Source organism: Flavobacterium quisquiliarum (assembly GCF_019308285.1).
Lineage (GTDB): Bacteria > Bacteroidota > Bacteroidia > Flavobacteriales > Flavobacteriaceae > Flavobacterium > Flavobacterium quisquiliarum.
Genome location: NZ_WWEM01000035.1, coordinates 170,031 through 189,835, shown reverse-complemented (window position 1 = coordinate 189,835; position 19,805 = coordinate 170,031). Strand labels below are relative to the sequence as shown.

The 19,805-nt window shown below is 35.0% G+C and carries 14 protein-coding genes and 2 tRNA genes; 9 read left to right on the top strand and 7 right to left on the bottom strand.

Annotated features, from left to right (window positions below; translation table 11 throughout):
• Positions 1-17: 17 nt before the first annotated feature.
• Positions 18-2,492 carry an AsmA family protein gene (locus tag GSY47_RS18165; RefSeq protein ID WP_179003938.1) on the bottom strand — a complete coding sequence of 825 codons (2,475 nt, stop codon included), beginning with the start codon at positions 2,490-2,492 and terminating at the stop codon, positions 18-20.
• Positions 2,493-2,724: 232 nt separating this feature from the next.
• On the opposite strand from GSY47_RS18165, the gene trxA reads away from it, so the two are divergent.
• On the top strand, positions 2,725-3,042 hold the full coding sequence (gene trxA / locus GSY47_RS18160) for a thioredoxin (RefSeq protein ID WP_008466289.1): 318 nt from the start codon (positions 2,725-2,727) through the stop codon (positions 3,040-3,042).
• A 240-nt stretch (positions 3,043-3,282) separates the two neighbouring features.
• On the opposite strand, the gene GSY47_RS18155 is transcribed toward trxA, so the two are convergent.
• Entirely contained in the window at positions 3,283-5,364 is a 2,082-nt protein-coding gene (locus GSY47_RS18155; protein ID WP_179003939.1) for an ATP-binding protein, read from the bottom strand.
• Positions 5,361-6,068, bottom strand: a complete 708-nt coding sequence (locus GSY47_RS18150; protein WP_179003940.1) for a LytR/AlgR family response regulator transcription factor — start codon at positions 6,066-6,068, stop codon at positions 5,361-5,363. Before GSY47_RS18150 ends, GSY47_RS18155 begins: the two co-directional genes overlap by 4 nt.
• A 194-nt stretch (positions 6,069-6,262) precedes the next feature.
• Between GSY47_RS18150 and GSY47_RS18145 the strand changes: the two genes are divergently transcribed.
• Both GSY47_RS18145 and GSY47_RS18140 read left to right on the top strand, forming a co-directional pair.
• The gene (locus GSY47_RS18145; RefSeq protein ID WP_219071498.1) at positions 6,263-6,802 is read left to right on the top strand and encodes a hypothetical protein; all 540 of its coding nucleotides are present in this window, start codon (positions 6,263-6,265) and stop codon (positions 6,800-6,802) included.
• A 40-nt stretch (positions 6,803-6,842) separates the two neighbouring features.
• Positions 6,843-7,424, top strand: coding sequence for a DUF4082 domain-containing protein (locus GSY47_RS18140; RefSeq protein ID WP_179003942.1), 582 nt, complete (start codon positions 6,843-6,845; stop codon positions 7,422-7,424).
• 322 nt (positions 7,425-7,746) lie between these two features.
• Here GSY47_RS18140 and GSY47_RS18135 read toward each other — a convergent pair whose 3' ends face one another.
• The 4 genes from GSY47_RS18135 to GSY47_RS18120 are packed head-to-tail and all read right to left on the bottom strand — an operon-like array spanning position 7,747 to position 12,643.
• Positions 7,747-8,967 (bottom strand): hypothetical protein, encoded by a 1,221-nt coding sequence (locus GSY47_RS18135; RefSeq protein WP_179003943.1) that lies wholly within the window; start codon positions 8,965-8,967, stop codon positions 7,747-7,749.
• A 51-nt stretch (positions 8,968-9,018) separates the two neighbouring features.
• Positions 9,019-11,226, bottom strand: a complete 2,208-nt coding sequence (locus tag GSY47_RS18130) for a TonB-dependent receptor (protein ID WP_246611351.1) — start codon at positions 11,224-11,226, stop codon at positions 9,019-9,021.
• A 10-nt stretch (positions 11,227-11,236) separates the two neighbouring features.
• Positions 11,237-11,707 carry a DUF4625 domain-containing protein gene (locus GSY47_RS18125; protein ID WP_179003944.1) on the bottom strand — a complete coding sequence of 157 codons (471 nt, stop codon included), beginning with the start codon at positions 11,705-11,707 and terminating at the stop codon, positions 11,237-11,239.
• Positions 11,708-11,722: 15 nt separating this feature from the next.
• Positions 11,723-12,643 (bottom strand): DUF4625 domain-containing protein, encoded by a 921-nt coding sequence (locus GSY47_RS18120; protein WP_179003945.1) that lies wholly within the window; start codon positions 12,641-12,643, stop codon positions 11,723-11,725.
• Positions 12,644-13,593: 950 nt separating this feature from the next.
• On the opposite strand from GSY47_RS18120, the gene GSY47_RS18115 reads away from it, so the two are divergent.
• The 6 genes from GSY47_RS18115 (at position 13,594) to GSY47_RS18090 (ending at position 19,532) form a co-directional block, all read left to right on the top strand.
• A complete protein-coding gene (locus GSY47_RS18115; RefSeq protein WP_179003947.1) occupies positions 13,594-16,161 on the top strand; it encodes a M1 family aminopeptidase in 2,568 nt (855 codons plus the stop codon).
• Positions 16,158-17,084 (top strand): DUF58 domain-containing protein, encoded by a 927-nt coding sequence (locus GSY47_RS18110; protein WP_179003948.1) that lies wholly within the window; start codon positions 16,158-16,160, stop codon positions 17,082-17,084. The genes GSY47_RS18115 and GSY47_RS18110 overlap by 4 nt, the downstream gene beginning before the upstream one ends.
• Positions 17,085-17,170: 86 nt before the next feature.
• Positions 17,171-17,244, top strand: a tRNA-Asp gene (locus GSY47_RS18105).
• 734 nt (positions 17,245-17,978) lie between these two features.
• Positions 17,979-18,052, top strand: a tRNA-Asp gene (locus tag GSY47_RS18100).
• An 80-nt stretch (positions 18,053-18,132) separates the two neighbouring features.
• Positions 18,133-18,363 (top strand): GIY-YIG nuclease family protein, encoded by a 231-nt coding sequence (locus tag GSY47_RS18095; RefSeq protein WP_179003978.1) that lies wholly within the window; start codon positions 18,133-18,135, stop codon positions 18,361-18,363.
• Between the two features lie 347 nt (positions 18,364-18,710).
• The gene (locus GSY47_RS18090) at positions 18,711-19,532 is read left to right on the top strand and encodes a helix-turn-helix transcriptional regulator (RefSeq protein WP_179003949.1); all 822 of its coding nucleotides are present in this window, start codon (positions 18,711-18,713) and stop codon (positions 19,530-19,532) included.
• The last annotated feature ends 273 nt before the right edge of the window (positions 19,533-19,805 follow it).

Sequence of the window (19,805 nt, the reverse complement as noted above, 5' to 3'; positions counted from 1 at the left end):
AAATGGTAATTTTGACTCTATTCTTTATCCTTCTTCCCAAACTTAACCTTAATTTTTCCCTCATTATCATAAGCAATCAAATGCAAAACAATCCCACGCTCGCGAACGGCTTTTCGTTCTGCTTTAGTGGCGAGATTGACATCGTTTTTAGAATTTCGAAGCGGAATGGTAAGCGCCAGATTTGTGCCTCGCCCGAAAGAATAAATTCCGTCGATGTCGAAGTTTAGGACGCTGGAACTAATGGTGAGTTTGTTTACATCGATTTGCTCGCCACGAAGATTCAGCGAACCCGATAAATCGCTGAACGTAATATTCTCGACATCACGAAGCGGAAAAGCAAATTTACCGATTTTCATAATGGGTTCAAAGTTGAGTAAAGCGCCTTGATTGACATTAAAATCTAGTTTCCCTCTCATTGAATTCACAATCAAATCGCCTTTACTGCTCATTAAACCGGTAACATTAGCGTTGGAAGTTAATCGGCCTCGAATATTTTTTGGACTGAAAGATTGGATTCCGAAATTATGGAAAGATCTCAGGAAACTGGCAATGTCTACCTGATTTACCTGAGCATTCGAACTAAAAATGTATTGATTACCGCTTGGCTGAACTGCCCCGTTAAATGTAATATTGCCACCAGAAGTCTGCAAAGTTCCATTTTTGAGCAGTAATTTAGAATCCAGCATTTGTAAAGTTGCTTGCGTATTGGTTGCGGTAAGCGAACCGTATGTGATTTTATCGGCTTTGAGGTTAATGATTGCAGTACATTTATCTATAACCGATTTTAACTGATTGGTAAAATTGATATTTTGTTTTTTTACAGTTTTTTTCTGAACTGTTTTTTGTGCTGGAGAAGTTTTTAAAACGCCCAAAAATTGTTTCACATCAATATTGGGACAATAAATGTTCCAGTTTACGACCATTTTTTCGGGTGCGTCGTAATACAGATTCAGGAAGTTATCGATTTTTCCGTCAATGCGGATAATATTGTTTTTGTGTTTATAAGCGATTTTCTTGATGTAAAGTGCTTGTTCTGTAAACGATAATTGTACAGCCGTTTTTTCGGCATGAATGTTTTTTGGCAGATAATCGAAAGTAGCATTGTTAATATCGACATCGCCTGTAAAACGTGGTTTGTTGATGTATAAATCAACAATATCAAACTGAAAATTTAAGTTGGCTTTGGCATGACCACTTTCAAAATGCAGGATTTTTTCGTTCGTCATTCCGTTTAGTTTCGAAATGTCAAAATCAGCATTTACGATTCCGGTGGCAATGGGTTTTTCGAGATTATTAATAACTGCCTGTGCAATGGTAAGCGGAATGGTTTGGTATTCGGCCTTAAAATTTTTTAAAATTATAGCCGAATTCGGATCATTAAATCCGTTTTCAGGTTTAAAATTATTAGTAAAAATGCCTTTAAAACTACAATTGGTAAACAAACCATCTGGAATGGTCAGTTCGTTGTTTCGGATATCGGCCTGAACCACAATTTTCGGATCTCCTTCAACATTCAAATCCCCTTTAATATCGCAGTTGACTTTTATCGGTTTTTTCAAATCAAACTGATTCAGTTTTGAACTGATATTGGCAGAAAGCAAATTTGAAGCACTTCGCCATAAAATATCAGTCCCGATATTGATGCCGAACAGCGAATTGTTTTTTCCGATATTAAAAAAGGCAACAATATCAAATCGGTCATCACCAATTTTAAGTTGTTGCGTCTTGATGTCAATTTTTTGATGTTTTTCTGCATACGAAATATCAAAATTTCCTTCAAGCCATTTTTCTTTGGCAAAACTTCCGTGAACGGTATTAAAAGCCAGACTATTAATCTTGGTTTTTAAAAACAAATTGGTCTGCCAGTTTTCGTCATCATAATCCACTTTCGATTTTAAACTGGCTACATCAAAATCAAATAATTTATGTCCGAGATGATTGTCTATAATTACATGAACATTGTTGAGGTTTACTTCATCAATTGTAGTTTCGGGTTTCTCGCCTTTTGAAGTTGTTTTCTTTTTCTTAGCTTTAAAAATATTGGTGTTAGAATATCCGTTTTCGGCTTTGTAGATATTAATTACAGCATCATTAATTAGGATTTTATGAATATTGATTTCATGACTTAACAAGCTCCAAATATTTAAACGGGCTTCAATTTCTTTGGCTTTCAATAAAGTATGTTTGTGTAGATTCCATTGATTGTCTTTGAGTTCTACATCGCTTAAAGCTAAAGTAAAATTCGGGAAACCAGTTAGAAATTTATAATGGAAGTCGGTAATATGAAACTGACCGTTGATATTCTCATTGATTTTATGATTGACTTTGGCTATAATCTCTATTTTGTTTTGATTGAAATATATAGACAAAGCACCGCAGGCAAGCAGAAGAATGGCGATGAGTCCGAGAATAAAAAAGCCAAAACGCTTGGCGTATTTTTTAAAAGGCTCAGATTGAAGAAAGGATTTTATTTGAAGTAAAATTTGCTGCATTTGAATAACATCTTTGGAGTATTAAAGATACTACAAAAAAGATTAACATTTTATTTGGTTGATTTTCAGTAAAATAAATTGTAAATTGACATTAGGGAAGTTGATAATTAATGACAATACATTTATAATGAAAACTAATTTAGTAATGGTGTTTGATTTATTTTTAATTTCTAAATTTGTACTGTAGTTTGAAAGTTAATAATTTCAGACCTAATTTTAATCTAAATATATTATGGCATTAGCAATAACAGATGCTACTTTTGATGAAGTAGTTTTAAAATCAGATAAACCAGTAATGGTAGATTTTTGGGCAGCATGGTGTGGTCCTTGTAGAATGGTTGGTCCAATCATTGACCAATTAAGTGAGGAATATGCTGGTAAAGTAGTTGTTGGTAAAGTAGATGTAGATGCTAACCAAGAATTTGCTGCAAAATATGGTGTGCGTAACATACCAACTGTTTTGGTGTTTCAAAATGGTGAAGTAGTAGGAAAACAAGTAGGAGTTGCTCCGAAACAAGCCTACGCAGATAGCTTAGACGCTTTATTGTAATCTTTTAAGGTTACAGTTTATATAAAAGAGGTTTGACGAAAGTCAAGCCTTTTTTATTGGGGTAAAGTTTTTTAAACACATAGAAACATAGTTTTTAGAGACTTGGTAAAGGCATTTCATTTGTTTTAAAAAACATAGAATTAGTTTGGCTAGATTTTATGTATAAAGCTATGTGTATTCAAATTAAGTGAAACGCCTTTTACGCACAAAGAAATACTATGTTTCTATGTGTTTAAAAATTTATGCATTAAAAATAATAGTAAAAGTAGCGCCGGCATTTGGTTTGGAGCAGACTTCTATCTTACAATTAATAGCCGATGTCAAATCCCGAATTAAATGCAGACCTAAACCGGATTTGATTCCAATAACTTGCGATTCATCGTATAAAGCTTTGAATTTTTCCTGTGTGCCGCCTGGACCATTATCGGTAATAGAAAGATAGTTTTTTCCGTTTTCCTGCCAGGCTTTCCAGATGATTTTGGCATTTGGAGTTTTGTCCAAAGCTTTTATGGCATTTCCCGTAAGGTTTCGGATAATGGTTTTTAGATAGTTTTCATCTGTTTTTAGAGAGATGTTTTCAGGATTTTCGAATAAGATTTCGATATTTTCTATACTTGAAAAATGTTTTTCGGTTTCTTCAAACAAAGTAGAAATGGCAATTTTTCTAAACTGAGGTTTAAAGTTATCCATTTGTCCTTTGCTCCAAAGCAGAATATCTTCCATCGATGATAACAAATTTTCGGCTCCAGTAGTAATTTTGTGCTGCATTCTTAGAGCTGTTTCTTCATCAATCAGTTCAGGATTTTCTTTTTGAAGATGCAGGAAATGGATCAGATTCGAAATAGGACTTCTTAAATCGTGATTCAAAATACTAAAGAATCGAGCTTTAATTTTATTGGCTTCGTCCAATTCTTGATTTAATGCCTGAAGTTTTAAATTCGTTTTTTTTCTATTCTGATTTTGTTTGAATAACAGTAATCCGATAATGCAAACCAAGGCGATTCCAGAAATTAAGAAAATACGCTGTTGTTTGGCTTCTTCTATCTGAATGTTTTTAATAGCATTTTCGGTAGAGAGATTCTTTATTTTTTGTTGTTTGGTTTTGTTTTGAAAACGAGCTTCGGCATTTGCAATATTTTTTTTAGCCGACTGCTCCATCATTTCATCATTATTTTTGCTGTAAATTTCATTATAATAATACGCTTCTTTCCATTGTCCCAAAGCAGCATAACTTTGAGACAGTTTTTTATTAATCATAACAAAAGACTCTTTGTCGTATTTTAAAGCCTTTGTAGAGGCTTTTTTCAATACTTCGATTGCTTTTTTATGTTCGCCCTTTTCGTTTAAAACCTTTCCGAAATTGGTATTGGCTTCCATTATAATATCAGGATCATTTGACTTTTCTGCATAGGAAACCGATTTTCGGGCAAAATCATAAGCTTTATTTATATTGCCTTGCTCTGCAAAATGTTCAGACATGCTTCTGTTGGCAAAACTTAAATTGATGAAAAGGGAGTCTTTTGCCGTTGGATAGGTATAAATGAGATTATAATATTTACGAATACTGTCTTTTTCTTTTAAAACGACATAGCTCTGGAGATAATAATTGCATAAATAAGCTTCTACGTAAGGAGATTTCTTTACATAAGGCTTCACTTCGTTAAAATACTCAATTGCCTTTTTAAACTGTTTCATTTTGGTATAAGCACTTCCAATCTGGAGATATGATATACCAATGTTTTCCTCATTGGCTAAACTTTTCTGGAGTAATTTCTTGTATGAAATCGCTCTTAATTGATAGTTAATAAAGGTTTCGTATTCAGCATTATTTTGATAATATTCTGCTAAGCTTCCATTTAATACAGATTTTGTATAAGTATTTTTTGTAGTATCTAGAACCTGTTTAATGTATTTGATGAGAGATTTACCTTTTACGGTATCTTGAACGGAATAATAAACATAATTGAGCCGCATTAAAGCGGTAGTTTCGTTTTTGAGATGTTTGGCTTTTCGGGCATACTTCCAAGCTTGTTCAAAATTTACCAAAGCCTTTTGATATTGGTTGTTGGTAAATTCAAAGCCCATTCCTTTCTGCAGATAAAATCGGCTTAAGTAAGAGTAGTTATTTTTAGAAATCGTGATTCCCTTTTCAGCTGCGTTTATAAGTTTAGAATAATCTTCAGCTTCTAAAATTTTATTTGTGTATTGCAGCCAGACTTTAAGTTTTTCATCTACACTGGTATAACGGGCCAAATTAGGTTCCTGCTGCGAAAAAGCATTAAAATGGGAGAATACTAAAAGCAGGAACAGTAATTTTTTCATGCTATTAGATTTAAGTTTTCCTTATAACTTCTTCCAATAGGAATAATAGCTTCATTATTCAATATAATTTCGTTTGAGTTTATTTTTTGAACATATTGTTTCTGCACCGCATAACTTCTATGAATACGAACAAACGATCGAAAATGCTCTTCTTTTAAAAGATTTCCAATACTCGAAAGTACGCAATGCCTTTTTCGTTCTGTAACTACCAAAGTATAATCTTTTAAGGCTTCCAGATATAAGATTTCGTGCAGTTTTACTTTGGTTTGTTCGTGGCCTTCTTTGATATAAATAGTATCACCGCCAATGCTGGCTTCAAACAAAGAAGCTTTCAGTTTGATTTCCATAAACTCCTCGATACGATTTATGGTTTGGGTAAAACGATCCAGTTTAAGCGGTTTTACAATAAAATCAAGCGTTTCAATTTGAAAACTTTCTACAGCGTGTTCTGGATGTGCGGTTATAAATACGCAGACAGGAACTTCAAGGGCTTGTTTTCTAAATTCAATTCCGTTTAACCCTGGCATATCAATATCGAGAAACAAGATATCTACTTTTTGTTTTTCCAAGAAAGTAACTGCCTCTTCAGCCGATTCAAAAACACCTAAAATATCCAGAACTGGAAATTTCTTAGCATAAGAAACCACCATAAGTCTGTCTATTTCGTCATCGTCAACAATAATACAAGAGTATTTTTTCATCATTCAAACTGAATTTAGGTTGTCCGTCTATTTAAAATGTTGTTCGTCTATTGGCTGTTTTTAGCTTGAATTTATTGACGCAAATTTGCTTTGTAATTAAATCAAAAGGGAAAAAAATGCCTTGATTGATTTTTGCAAAAATAAAGCTATTGAATTAAAAAAGAACTATTTAATTAAATTTTTAAAACCAATTTGTTATGAAATTTTCAAAAACCATTATTACGATTTTTTTATTAGCCATTTCTACAATTTCATGCAGTAGTGATGACGGAAAAGATGGAGTAGACGGAGTAGATGGTGCACCAGGAGCGACAGGAACAGCTAATGTTATTTATAGTTCATGGATGACAGCTCCTGTAGCAGTTGCAGAAACTATAGACGGAACTTCAGGATTATCAACTATTATTAATGCTCCGGAACTATCAGCAGATATTTTAGCAAAAGGAACTGTACTTGTTTATATGTCTTTCGGAAGTGGAACTTATCAGCTTCCGTACACATCAACTGCAGGAGGGGCAGTAAATACGGTTACACCTATTTTAAGCCTTCAGAAAATTAAATTGTTCAGATTTAAACATGTTGGAGATGGAACTACAGTGGGACTCCCAACATCTTTAAACTGGCGTTATATTTTGATTCCGGGTGGAGTTCAGGCAGCAACTGCAAAAACGGCTAAAGTGGATTATTCTAAAATGAGTTACGAAGAAGTTTGCGCTTATTTGAAAATTCAGCCTTAATTATTTCAAACTAAACCAATAAAAATCAATAATAAATATCATGAGAGCTTTTAAAACTATTTTTACAATTATATTAACCGCTGCTTTAGCCATTTCCTGCAGCAGTGACGATAAAGACAAAACACCAACATATGATACCGAAAATCCGTTAGCGGCTTATTATACAGCGACAGGTTTTAGTACTGTAAGTAACTTTATTAATTCTGGTGATTACGAATTCGGTTTGGCATTTACGCCAACAGTAAAAGGGAAGATTAAAGCCATTACGCTGAAACTTCCCGCGACAAATCCCAGCGTTCGAGTAACAATCTGGGATTATACATCAAAAGCAGTATTGCGTTCTGAGACTTTAAATGTCGCAACAGCAGATGTTGAGGTGAAAAAAGAAATCAGCGAACTGATTTTAGATAAAGATAAAAAATACCTGATTACCATGAACTCCAATGATTGGTACAAAAAGAACAAAGCAGATCTTACCAATGTTACGTACCCAATAACTGCCGGAAACATTAGGATTGATGAATACAGATGGATTTCTGGAACAGCACAGACTTTCCCAACAAATGTTTCTTCAAATTATAATGCAGGAGATTTAAGCTTTGATTTTCAACAAACAGAATAATTCTTTTTTTGGATAGCTTTGAATTAGTAAAGGAAAAGGTTTGACGGGAGTCAGGCCTTTTTCGTTGGCTAAGAGTTTTTCAAATTAATTATAACGCAAAGTACGTTGAGATTTACGCAAAGTACGCAAAGTTTTGTGGAGTAAATCTTTAGATTAAAAGTTCGCAAAGCTTTGTCTAGATAAAGCTTCGCGAACTTAATATTTAGATATTGCTTGCGCTTCAGATTGAAATGTCTTAGCGCACTTTGCGGTTAGAAAACTACTTGTTGACTAATTGCAAAGAAGCTGCCTTTTGGGACAACCTCTTTTTCCCAAAAATTAATTAATGACTATGGCTTTCGCTGTTTTCATACCCAATAACCGTAATCATATAAGGCGTGCTAGAAACCTTTGTCTTTTTAATTTCAGATGAAGAAAGATTTACCTGCAATAATTCTCCGGTTGTTGGCGAAGTGATGTAAGCAAATTTGTCTGTAACAGCCATTTGAGGTTTTAATGTTGCATCTGTTGCCGTTGCGGTAGTGGCTTTAATTTCTTTTTCTACTTGCTGACTGCTGATGTTGAAAACTTTAAGATCTCCTGAATGTAAAAGAACAGCCAGTTTTTTAAGATCATAACTTACTTTACACTGCATAATAGTCGTGTTGGCAATAATTGGTTTTATTGTGCCAGCAACAACATCGATTAAATAAGCACCTTTTGCGGCAGTATAACCAATGAATTTTCCAGCAGAAGCCGTTTCCAAAATACTTCCGAACCAAGCTGTTCCAAAATCTGCCGGATGATCGATTAACTTCTGGTTTCCGTTGCTTTCCACTACCAAAATGCCGCTTGAAGAACCAAAAACAGCATAAACGCCATCTGAAGCATTTCCGTGAATTCCTTTTGTTTGAATTTTAGCATCAAAAAGTGTTTTTCCGGTGTTGTCAATGATTTTTACTTTTTCAGGAAGTGTTCCTGTAACCGAATTATCTTTTTCAGTAATAGCATAAGTTCCGTTTGTAAAAGTCGCCATTGCACCGTGATGTGCCAATAAACCAGCATTTACAGTTTTGAAAACCGCACCAGATTTATTGATCTCAGATTCTTTTCCAACAGAAAGCGTTCCGTCTCCGTCGTTGAATGTCAGAACTTCGCCAATTTTACTTTTAAAATGTGTTGGTTTTTGAGCACTTCCAGTTAAGAAACCAAATTTCGGAACATCATCTACGTCAATATGGTCGCCGTGCATTTCAAGTCCGCTGTCGAAAGTTTCGATTAAATTATTATCTCTGTGAATGATTCCCGCAAAACGTCCCGATTCTGTAGTGTACAAAGAGGATTTTGGAAATTTAGCCGTAAAAGAACTGATTTTATCTTCTGAGGGATCAAAAAGCGTTAACTCTGTAGTTTTTTCGTCAGAAAGTAAAATTCTAACATAAGTATGTTCTGCCGAATCATGGTCGTGATCGTGATCATCATGATTATCATCGTCATTGCTACACGAAACCGCAAAAAGCGACAGTGTGAATAAAAAAAGTGCTTTGTAAAAATTGTTTTTCATTGTAATAAAGGATTAAAAATTTGTAAATATTTGAGTTTTGAATTGCCGGATTTATCGAGAAACCAAAAACGGAATCTTCATAGAAACAATAATGTTTCTTCCCGCTTCAGGAAGTTCGATAAGTCGGTAAAAGCTGGTGTGATTTAAATATCTTGTATTAAATAAATTCTGGATCTGAATATTGATGCTGATATCCTGTTTTCCTGTTTTTACTTTTGAGCCAAAGGCCAGATTAAAAACATGACTTTCAGCCGTTTTTTTCTCCGGTGGAACGATATGGTTTTGCTGTGCCGTAAAACGATAATCAACAGAAAAATAAGGTTCTTTTAAAAAGGAGATTTGAGGTTCGTAATTCAATCCAAACAAAACCGAAGGCGGTGGCGAAAATGGAAGCGTATATCCTTTTTTGCTTCCTGATTTTTGTTCTGAATAAAGATATTCGGCACCGATTTCTGCGCTCAGAGATTTCAGGAAATAATATCTTGTCTGCAATTCTGCACCGTAGCGAAAGACTTTACTTTGTTCGTATTCAAAAACCTGATTTCCTGCGCCGTAATAAATATCATGCGCTGCCGTTGGATTCAGATAAATAAAATTCGGAAAATAATTGGCAAACGGAGTAAACTGAAAAGAGAAGTTCTGGTCTTTCCATTCCATTCCCAAATCCAGTTGATAGGAACGTTCTGCATCCAAATTCGGATTTCCTTTTTCGAATCGGAAATAATGATAATTGACGCCGTTTGAAGCCAGTTCTTTGGCAATCGGCATTCTAAAACTGGAACCCAAATTGGCTTTAAGCGAAAGTTTTCCCGGATTGTAATTTGCTCCAACCGACCACGTAAAACTGTTGAAATTTTTAGTCAAATCCTGAGAACGCTGTAAATATTCCATTTCCATCTGATTGTTTTCAGAAACGGGACTTTGAAACCAGTCGTAATAGGATTTCATGTTGATTTTTCCGTAATCGTAACGAACAGCGCCGTTTAAAAACCATTTTTCATTCAGTTCCATTTTGTCATAAGCAAATAAACCCGCGTTGAATTGTGTGAAAGACGGAATTAAAAAACTCCATCCGCCAATTTCATTTTGCTGGAAAACCACATTCGAACCAACCGTAATTTGATGGTTATCAATTCTAAATTCATCTTTAGCAGAAAACGACCATACATCTTTATCATATTGACGTTCCAAATCTTGCGGGGCGTACATATCTTCAGGATAAATTGGAGGCATATAACCATGATTAACATAATGGCTATATTCTCTTCTAAAATTATTTTGAAAACCAATCTGTGTCTCAAAAGCATGATTTCCCAACTGAAAAGAAGTCGTATTGCTAACTTTCAAATGATTGACTTGTTGATACGGCATCAAAATATCACGGCTCGATTTATTGTGTAATTCCAGATCTACATTTCTAGGTTCGAGTCCGTGCGCATTCGCAAAAAATCCGCTTTTGGTATGCACGTTACTGAAATAGAAAACCGATTTAAAATGCTCTCCCAAATAACCAGTACTCAAATGAAAATCAAGTTCACGTCCAGCCGTATTTCGCAGATGATTTTTGTATAACGGAACAGCGTAACTATAGACATGAACCACATCGGTCGGAACACGATAATCGCCATAATCCATTGTGGTCACACGCGAATCAAAGAACCATTTTTCGTTTCTTCCGAATAAATTGATTGAACTTCCAAATTGTGCATTGTTGCTTTTTCCGGTAAGATCAACGCTTCCGCCAAAAGTGTTTTGAGACGGAAGAGGAAGCGGTTTAATATTAATTGCACCGCCCACAGCATCAGATCCATAGATAAATGAAGAAGGGCCTTTTATAATTTCTACCCGATTAACTGCATATTGATCGATTTCCAGTCCGTGATCCGCACCCCATTGCTGGCCTTCGTGTTTCAAACCGTTCTCCACCACAATAACCTGATTGAAACTCAAACCACGAATAAGCGGTTTAGAACCTCCAGAACCAATCGAAATAGTTTTAACGCCCGGTAATCGCTGTAAAGACTGCATCAGGCTTCCGCCAAGATTACGCTGAATAAAACTATTGTTTACAGTTTCGACATTCAGCGATTCTTCTTTTTTGCTTTTGTGGACAGCATTATTACTGATTAAAACTTCTTCAAGTTCCTTGATTTCCTGTTTTTTTTCAGAAGGCTGATTTTGAGAAAAAGCTTCCGCTGAAACCAATAAACTGATAAGTAAAAAACAATATTTCCAATACATGGATAGGGCATTCTTCATTAATCTGATCTTATAAAATTTTAATACTTAAACCTTTCAGCGTTTGCCAGCCTTCTTTGTCCGTCAGGCGAATCATAAAATGGTAATCTCCGGGATCAACATCTGCAGGAATGGTAATTTGTGTCGTTGCTTCGTAGCTTTTTACACCATTTGGAATTGTGTAATTGTTGATGAAAAGCATTGGTTTTACAGGCTTTTTTACCGCTTCCATTTCACAGTTCGTCACTTCTGTACTGTGCGTGTGATGATCGAAATTGTGATGAATGTCAAGGCTGTAAGAACCCAAAGAAACATTGTCATTAAAAGTGGCTTTAAATGTGATAGTTTGACCGCGTTCAATTGTACTGCATTGAATAGGAAAAGCATTCGATCCGGTAATATCAATTACAGGATATTCCGTATCGATTTCTGTATTATCGCTGGAGCAGGATGAAATAAAAGCAAGAGCCAAAACACCAAAGAGAAACTTTATTTTTTTCATATTTTTTGATTGGAATTAAAGTGCAAATGGAAGTTCAAGAGATTGCGAAAAATTGATGTTGTAAGTCGTATTTTTATACAAAACCAAGAAAGTGTAATTGCCGGAAGCCCAGGATTTATTGGCTACCAAATCCTGCGGGACAGGTAAATTATTGTCTTTAGATGCGCCGATTGTAAGTTTTGGTGTTTCTCTCAAAAACTTTGTCCCGTCCCACGGAATGTTGGAAAACTGACCAGCTTCCGTCATATTTTTATGTTCAAAAACATCGTATACAATCACTTTGCTAAAATCAATCTGATCCACACTTTCCGGATTGTGTTTGGTGTTTTTATTAATCAAAAGCAAATACATAATTCCGTCGCCTTTTACGCCTTCAAGCGTTACCTGTGAACTGAAAATATCATTGTTTTTATATTTAACAGTCTCATCAGAAAACTTGCCTTTTCTGTACATAAAAGAATCGTTTATAAAAAGCGTAAATATCGAAGCCACTGGATTTACGGGAATATTTTCTAACTTATAAATCGTTAGGTTTTTCTTGATTTCCAGTTTCGTTCCGTTTTGATCGTTTATGATAATGATGAAATCGTATTTTCCCTCTACAGCATCTTCAGGAATATCAAAATGTTTATGCACTATTGCATTTTTTGCTCCTGCATATTGTGTCCAGGTAATTTCATGCGACCAGGGTTTTGAATACGTTTCGGTACTTTTTTGTACAATTTTAACCTGAACATTTTCGATTTTATCTGAAGCTATGATTTCAGCATTAAAATGGAAATCCTGACCAATAGTTGCTGTTTCGTTGTTGCCTAGACCCAGTTCAATTTTGTCAATAGCTGGAATGGCTTGTTCTTTTTCTGAATCGTCGTTGCTACAGCTTGTAAAAGCAATGGAAGCAAAAAGCGAAGCCAGAATGAGTTTTGTTGTTTTCATTTTTTCTGATTTGATTTTGATCATTTTATAAGGAGTATTTGGGTTACGAAAGAGTTTTTTAATGCCTTTAAGCTTTTACGCTAAAGACATTAGGTTAAGATTTTTTCTTTAAGGTTTTCTTTGATTAGCTCTCGCAAAGTCGCGAAGGCGCAAAGAAAATGGTTCTAAACTTTGCGTCTTCGCGACTTTGCGAGAACAAACAAATGCTTAAAACAGCAAAGCCGTAACTAGACCTGAATTAGGATTTAGTTTGAATGTGTTAATCGATAAAAAGGGGAGTTCTTTTGTGCAGAAAAAGCAGAGATCAATAATAATGACAATATCAATATCAATAATTGTTTAATTGCTTAAAACGAATGGAGTAGCTTTTTAATGTTTTAAGATTTTAAAATCATTAAACAATTAAATAGCCGAATCGCCAAAGCAAAACTGAACACAAAAAATACTAAAATGTAAAAGGCGGGGCTCGAAGGGAAAATAAGGAGCCCTTAAAAAATGCAAAATGCGGTTTGTTGTAAAAAGTAAGGTGTTTTACAACAGGATTATTTTTGAAAAACTGAAAAACACTAAATTCAAACGTACCAACCGCGCTGAACTTAAAATCACAAATCGAACATTTATGAAACGAATGCAGTTTGGCCTTAAATTGCGGTTTTTCGGAAACAGAAAATTCTAATTTTTCTTTTGACGAATGAGTATCTAAAATATGCTCGTACGAATGGACAGCCGGAAAAAGTATTGCAAACAATACAATTAAAGGCATTAAGAGATTAATAATTTTAAGTTTCTTTTTCATTCGTTAAGATTATTTCCGACTCATTTAAAATCAGAATTAATGCAATAGTGTTGCAAATATAGAAATCTTATTTTTAAATGCAATGTTGTTGCAGTAATTGTTTGCGAAAAATCAATGCTTTTGCTACTTTTAGCAAATCTTATATTCCTTAAAAATGAAAATTTTCTACAGCCTTGTTTGTTTTGTTGTCTTGATTTCCAATGCTTTTTCGCAGTCAAAAGAAAATGAATTATTTGAAAATGGTGTTTCAGAGCAGTTGGCGCACTTTCGTAAAAAACAGATTTCAGATCTTCAGTACACTTTGTTTTTCGAAATTCCGAATCAAAAAGTGGAGAATATAAATTCTCAGTTATTCGTAAATCTGAATTTATCTGATTTAAGTCAGCCCTTACTTTTTGATTTTAAAGAAAAAACTACTAACATAAAAACGGTTGAAGCCAACGGGAAAAAGCTTTCGATTGTTCATGAAAACGGTCATATCGTAATTCCGGTTTCAGCATTGGTTTCAGGAAAAAACACAATTTCCATTTCATTTATCGCCGGGAATTTGTCCTTAAACAGAAATGATGATTTCTTGTATACTTTGTTAGTTCCGGATCGCGCAAGTACATTGTTTCCGTGTTTCGATCAGCCCGATTTAAAAGCAACTTATAAATTAAGACTTTCTGTGCCAAAAGACTGGTCGGTTTTGGCTGGAGCCGATGTGGTAGAGAAACTCGAAAAAGGAGATTTTAAAGCTTATACCTTTGGAGAATCAGACAAAATGAGTACTTATTTATTTTCTTTCGTAGCCGGAAAATTTAAAAGCGCGACCCAAAAACCAGGTTTAGAAATGACGATGCTATATCGTGAAAACAGCCCGGAGAAATTTCGTGTAAGCGCTGATACTATTTTTAATTTACATCAGCAATCGTTAGACTTTTTAGAAAAATATACTGATCGTAAATTTCCGTTTCAGAAATTAGATTTTGCTTCAATTCCGGTTTTCCAATATGGCGGAATGGAGCATGTCGGCGCAATTCAGTACAGAGAATCAACTTTGTTTTTGGATAACAGTGCAACCGACAGCGAAAAACTAAATCGTGCAAAATTGATCGCGCACGAAACTTCGCATATGTGGTTTGGAGATTTGGTAACTATGAAATGGTTTGACGATGTTTGGATGAAAGAGGTTTTTGCCAACTTCATGGCGGATAAAATTATGAATCCAATTTTTCCAAAAGTCAATCATAATCTGCAGTTTTTCACGGCGCATTATCCGAGCGCTTACGCGGAAGACCGATCTTTGGGAACACATCCTATCAAACAGCATTTGGCGAATTTAAAAAATGCAGGTTCGCTTTATGGTGCGATTATTTACAACAAAGCACCCATTATGATGCGTCAGCTAGAAGCTTCGATGGGAAAGGAAGCTTTTCAGAAAGGAATTCAAAAATACATTCAGAAATACGCCAACGACAACGCCGATTGGAATAATCTAGTAGAACTTCTCGATGCCGAAACTCCGCTTGATATGAAAAAATGGAGCGAGGTTTGGGTAAACAAATCCGGAAGAGCCATTTTTACAGATAAAGTCGAATACGATTCTAAAAACCGAATTAAGAGTTTTGAAATTCAACAACAAGCCGAGGATAAATCAGAGAATGTCTGGCCTCAGGTTTTTCAGATTGGTTTAGTTTATGCTAAAGAGGTAAAGATTTTATCGGTCAATATTAATGACAAAAATACCCTTGTAAAAGAAGCTGTCGGACTTGAAAAACCGCTTGCCGTTTTGTACAATTATAACGGTTTTGGATACGGAGTTTTTCCGCTTGACGGGAATAATTTAAATTATATTGCTACGCTGAAAGATGAGGTTGCAAGAGCTTCGAGTTACAGCAATCTTTATGAAAATACATTGATTGGGAATGTTTCTCCAAATCAGGCTTTTGACTGTTTTTTAAAGGCGATTGAAACAGAACAAAACGAATTGGTTTTGAGAATTGCCTCAAATAGTCTGAATACAATTTATTGGAGATTTTTTACCGAAAAACAACAGAATAAAGTTCAGAAACAGCTTGAAGGTATTTTGAATGAACGTTTGCAGGCTAATTTATCTGCTAATATCAAAAAGACATTATTCGGATTATTTAGTTCGATTGCGTATTCAAATTCGGCGAAAGCCAGTTTATATAAGGTTTGGAATAGAGAAATCTCGATTCCGAATTTGAAATTAAATGAAGACGATTATACCAATATGGCCATGAATCTGGCTATTTTCAAACATCCAAAAGCCGATGAGATTTTGGAGAAAACCAGAACATCTTTCACCAATCCGGATAAACAAAAGCGTTTTGAGTTTTTATTACCTTCATTATCCAAAGACGAATCGGTTCGAAATGCTTTTATGGAATCGTTAAAAGACGATGCAAACCGTGAAAAAGAATCCTGGGTTTCTGTTGGATTGGCGAATATTCATCATCCGCTTCGTCAGGAAAGTGCGCAGAAATATATTAGATTTTCATTAGATTTGGTTGATGAAATTCAGCGAACAGGAGATATTTTTTTTCCGAAAGACTGGTTGGATAATACGGTTGGGAAATATTCATCGAAATTTGCTTTTGATGAAGTACAGCGATTCTTAAAAGAAAACCCTAATTTTAGTCCGATCTTGAAGCGTAAATTGTTTCAGGCGACAGATTTGCTTTATAAAGCACAAAATATTAAAAAGGAAACCGAATGAAAATTGAATCGGAAATAGAGAAAGTCTCCAGTTTTCAGCATCTCGAAATGCTGGCGAACCAGGTTGTGGAAGGTTTTATATCGGGAATGCACAAGAGTCCGTTTCATGGATTTTCGGCTGAATTTGCGGAGCATAAAGTCTATAATGCAGGCGAAAGCACCAAACATATCGATTGGAAATTGTTTGCTAAAACCGATCGTTTGTACACAAAACGTTTTGAGGAAGAAACCAATTTACGCTGTCATTTAATTGTCGATAATTCGTCGTCAATGCATTATCCGGAACTGAAATCGAATCAACCATTTTATGAAAAGAAGATTGGTTTTGCGGTTTTGGCTTCGGCGGTTTTAATGAATATTTTAAAGAAACAGCGCGATGCCGTGGGTTTAAGTGTCTTCTCGGATAAATACGAATATTACGCACCAGAGAAAGGAAGCGATCGTCATCATAGAATGCTTTTGAATAAATTGGAAGAATTATTGGTTCAGCCAAAAGTCAAAAAAACGACTGATACGATTACGTATTTACATCAAATAGCAGAGAAAATGCACCGTCGTTCGATGATTATTTTGTTTACCGATATGTTTCAGACGGAAGACGATGAAAAGCTTTTCAACGCTTTACAGCATCTTAAACACAACAAACATAAAGTAGTTTTATTTCATGTAGTGGATAATGAAACAGAATTGAAATTTGGTTTTGACAACGCACCAAGAAAATTCATTGACTTAGAATCAGGCGAAGAGGTTTCTATTTTTGCTGATAATGTAAAACAGGAATACGAAAAAAGGGTAGAAGCTTATTTTAAAAACTTGGCTTTAACCTGTGCGAAGAACCAAATTAAGTACGTTCCGGTAAATGTGGGCGATAATTTTGAAAAAATATTGACTACATATTTGGTTGAAAAACAAAACTTTGGATAATATTTATAAAAATAATTTCATTTTTTTTATAAAAACGCTTGCAGAAACGAAATTCTGTTATATCTTTGCAACCGCAATAACGCAGAGGTTTGGTAGTTCAGTTGGTTAGAATACATGCCTGTCACGCATGGGGTCGCGGGTTCGAGTCCCGTCCAGACCGCAATATTGGGAGAAGCCTTTCTTAACAGAAAGGCTTTTTTGCCCAAATACGGTATCTAAGATTAGTTGTGTTGTTTTGCTACGACTTTGTAACTCGTAGCTGGTTTAGTAGTTAGACCAATGAAAAGCTTTCCACTTTTGTGGATGGCTTTTTTGATTTAAGACACTTCTGGTTTTGCTTAGACGTGATGAAAATTTTACCGCAAAGAGCGCTAAGATTTACGCAAAGTTCGCAAAGATATTTTTTAAGAATGCAAAGGTCACAAAGCTTACGATTGAGAAAGTTTTGTGATTTTTTTTTGCTTAATTTTATTCTAACGCACAGTTTGTCTTTCTGAGGAACGAAGACACGAGCGAAAGCGAACTGGCGAAGCAATCGCTACAAGTAACTCTACAAAGATTTTCCATTCATTATATTAAAACATAGCCCGTGGTTTCAACCACGGGGACACAATGTATAGCAATACGTTTCCCGTGGTTGAAACCACGGGCTATGTTTAAAAATGGGATAAATGATGCTACGTGGAAAACCTTTGCGAACTTTGCGTAGCTCTTTGCTCCCGATAGCTATCGGGATTTCGGTTAAGAAAAAGAAAGAAACTTCTTCTTTTTTGCTTTTAAGGTAAATTTTTAAAATATTGGAATTTAACTCATTAAAAATTTTTCAAAATTTTATTTAAAAAAACGCTTGCAGAAACGAAAATCTGTTGTATTTTTGCACTCGCAATAACGCAGGGTTTGGTAGTTCAGTTGGTTAGAATACATGCCTGTCACGCATGGGGTCGCGGGTTCGAGTCCCGTCCAGACCGCCTAAGTTGTTAAAAATACCTATCATTACGATAGGTATTTTTTTTTTACCATTAAGTTTTGATTTATGTTTTACGTTTAGATAATTTATTCTAAAACTTTTGATATCTATTACAAAGGATTTAGTGAAGATATCGCTAAAAGATTATTGTATCACAATGAAAATAGAAGCCAATATACTTCTAATAAAGGGCCATGGGAATTGGTTTATTCCAAAGCATTTGAAACTAAAAAAGAAGCTTTAATTGAAGAATTGAGATTGAAAAAATTAAATAGAAAATCGATAGAAGCTTTAATCAAAGAACATAAATAAGAAAGGTAAGGTAGGTTAGAATACGTGTCTGTCATCTCGTCTAAGGACGAGACGGGTTCGAGTCCTCTCGTTTTCAAGAACGAGACCAAGTTGTTAAAAGCCTTTCCTTAACGGAAAGGCTTTTTTTTTGGCTTAACCGCAAAGGTCGCAAGGTTTCTTTCTTAAGATCATTTTTATAACCGCAAAGTTCGCAAAGCTGTTTCCAAAAAGCTTTGCGAACTTTTATAAATCTTGCTTTAAAAAAAACTTGCGATCTTTGCGTAAATCTTAGCGTACTTTGCGGTTAAATTTACAATCCCATTTTCTTCTTATCTTTAATATCACAAAAAGTGCTATATTAAACACCAATGGAACATTCTGGTCAGAAACTCGATAAATACTACATCAGGAAAGTAGATGCCGATAAAAAAAGCATTTATTGCCACCACGATTTGATGGGGGAATTGTTTATTCCGCCACACAGGCACGTTAAAGCACAATTGCTTTATGCAGAAGGTGATGTTGTTTTTGTGACTACAGAAACCAAAACGTACTTTTTGCCGGCAAGACATTTTATCTGGATTCCGAGTGGAGTGGAGCATAGTATCGAGCCGAAATCGGAAAGTGTTACGATGCGAAATCTATATTTTCCGGTTGAAAAAGACGAGGATGACTTTTATAAAGTAGAAGGAATTTATCCAGTCAATAATTTGTTATTGCAGATGATGCTTTTTACCAATCGTTGGAATGGTGATCTTAAAAAAGGAACTCCAAACTTTACAATTGCCAAGGCTATAAAAGCGATTCTTCCACAAATTTGCACCAACAATCTGCCTTTAGAATTACCACAGCCAAAAGACAAACGATTGGGAAAAATCCTTCGTCATGTTGAAAATAACCTTGGAGAAACGATTCTGTTTGCTGATGTGGCACATGAATTTGGTTACAGCGAACGCTCGTTGTATCGCTTGTTTCAAAAAGATCTTGGCATGTCGTTTATTCAATATTATACCATCCGTAGAATTTTAAAAGCAATCGAACTTTTATTAGAGAGAAAACTTTCAGTAAAAGAGGTAGCCGAAGAAGTTGGTTACAACAGCGTTCCGACTTTCAGCAACACATTCTTCAAGATTCTAGGCCAAAGACCTTCCGATTACTTAAATGGTGAAGAGATTTTAGAACGAAAGTAAAATTTTGTTTCACGCAGATTCGGCAGATTTGAGCAGATTCAGCAAATTTTCATTGATTATGTTAATGGATTTCTCCCGCAGATCTCGCGGATTTGGGAGATTTTTCTAATACTTTATTAATCTGCACAATCTGCGAGATCTGCGGGAGATTTTTCAAAAAAAACAAAAATCTGCACGTATCTGCCAAAATCCTTTTAAATCTGCGTGAAAATTCCATAATCCAAATCTATTTTGTAATAAATTGTTTTTCAGTGTTTTAATATAACGTTTTAG

What these genes read in the sequence shown, in the direction of transcription:
- GSY47_RS18165 (WP_179003938.1), bottom strand. Translation starts at nt 2,492, where the DNA reads ATGCAGCAAATTTTACTTCAAATAAAATCCTTTCTTCAATCTGAGCCT.
- trxA (WP_008466289.1), top strand. Translation starts at nt 2,725, where the DNA reads ATGGCATTAGCAATAACAGATGCTACTTTTGATGAAGTAGTTTTAAAA.
- GSY47_RS18155 (WP_179003939.1), bottom strand. Translation starts at nt 5,364, where the DNA reads ATGAAAAAATTACTGTTCCTGCTTTTAGTATTCTCCCATTTTAATGCT.
- GSY47_RS18150 (WP_179003940.1), bottom strand. Translation starts at nt 6,068, where the DNA reads ATGATGAAAAAATACTCTTGTATTATTGTTGACGATGACGAAATAGAC.
- GSY47_RS18145 (WP_219071498.1), top strand. Translation starts at nt 6,263, where the DNA reads ATGAAATTTTCAAAAACCATTATTACGATTTTTTTATTAGCCATTTCT.
- GSY47_RS18140 (WP_179003942.1), top strand. Translation starts at nt 6,843, where the DNA reads ATGAGAGCTTTTAAAACTATTTTTACAATTATATTAACCGCTGCTTTA.
- GSY47_RS18135 (WP_179003943.1), bottom strand. Translation starts at nt 8,967, where the DNA reads ATGAAAAACAATTTTTACAAAGCACTTTTTTTATTCACACTGTCGCTT.
- GSY47_RS18130 (WP_246611351.1), bottom strand. Translation starts at nt 11,226, where the DNA reads ATGAAGAATGCCCTATCCATGTATTGGAAATATTGTTTTTTACTTATC.
- GSY47_RS18125 (WP_179003944.1), bottom strand. Translation starts at nt 11,707, where the DNA reads ATGAAAAAAATAAAGTTTCTCTTTGGTGTTTTGGCTCTTGCTTTTATT.
- GSY47_RS18120 (WP_179003945.1), bottom strand. Translation starts at nt 12,643, where the DNA reads ATGAAAACAACAAAACTCATTCTGGCTTCGCTTTTTGCTTCCATTGCT.
- GSY47_RS18115 (WP_179003947.1), top strand. Translation starts at nt 13,594, where the DNA reads ATGAAAATTTTCTACAGCCTTGTTTGTTTTGTTGTCTTGATTTCCAAT.
- GSY47_RS18110 (WP_179003948.1), top strand. Translation starts at nt 16,158, where the DNA reads ATGAAAATTGAATCGGAAATAGAGAAAGTCTCCAGTTTTCAGCATCTC.
- GSY47_RS18090 (WP_179003949.1), top strand. Translation starts at nt 18,711, where the DNA reads ATGGAACATTCTGGTCAGAAACTCGATAAATACTACATCAGGAAAGTA.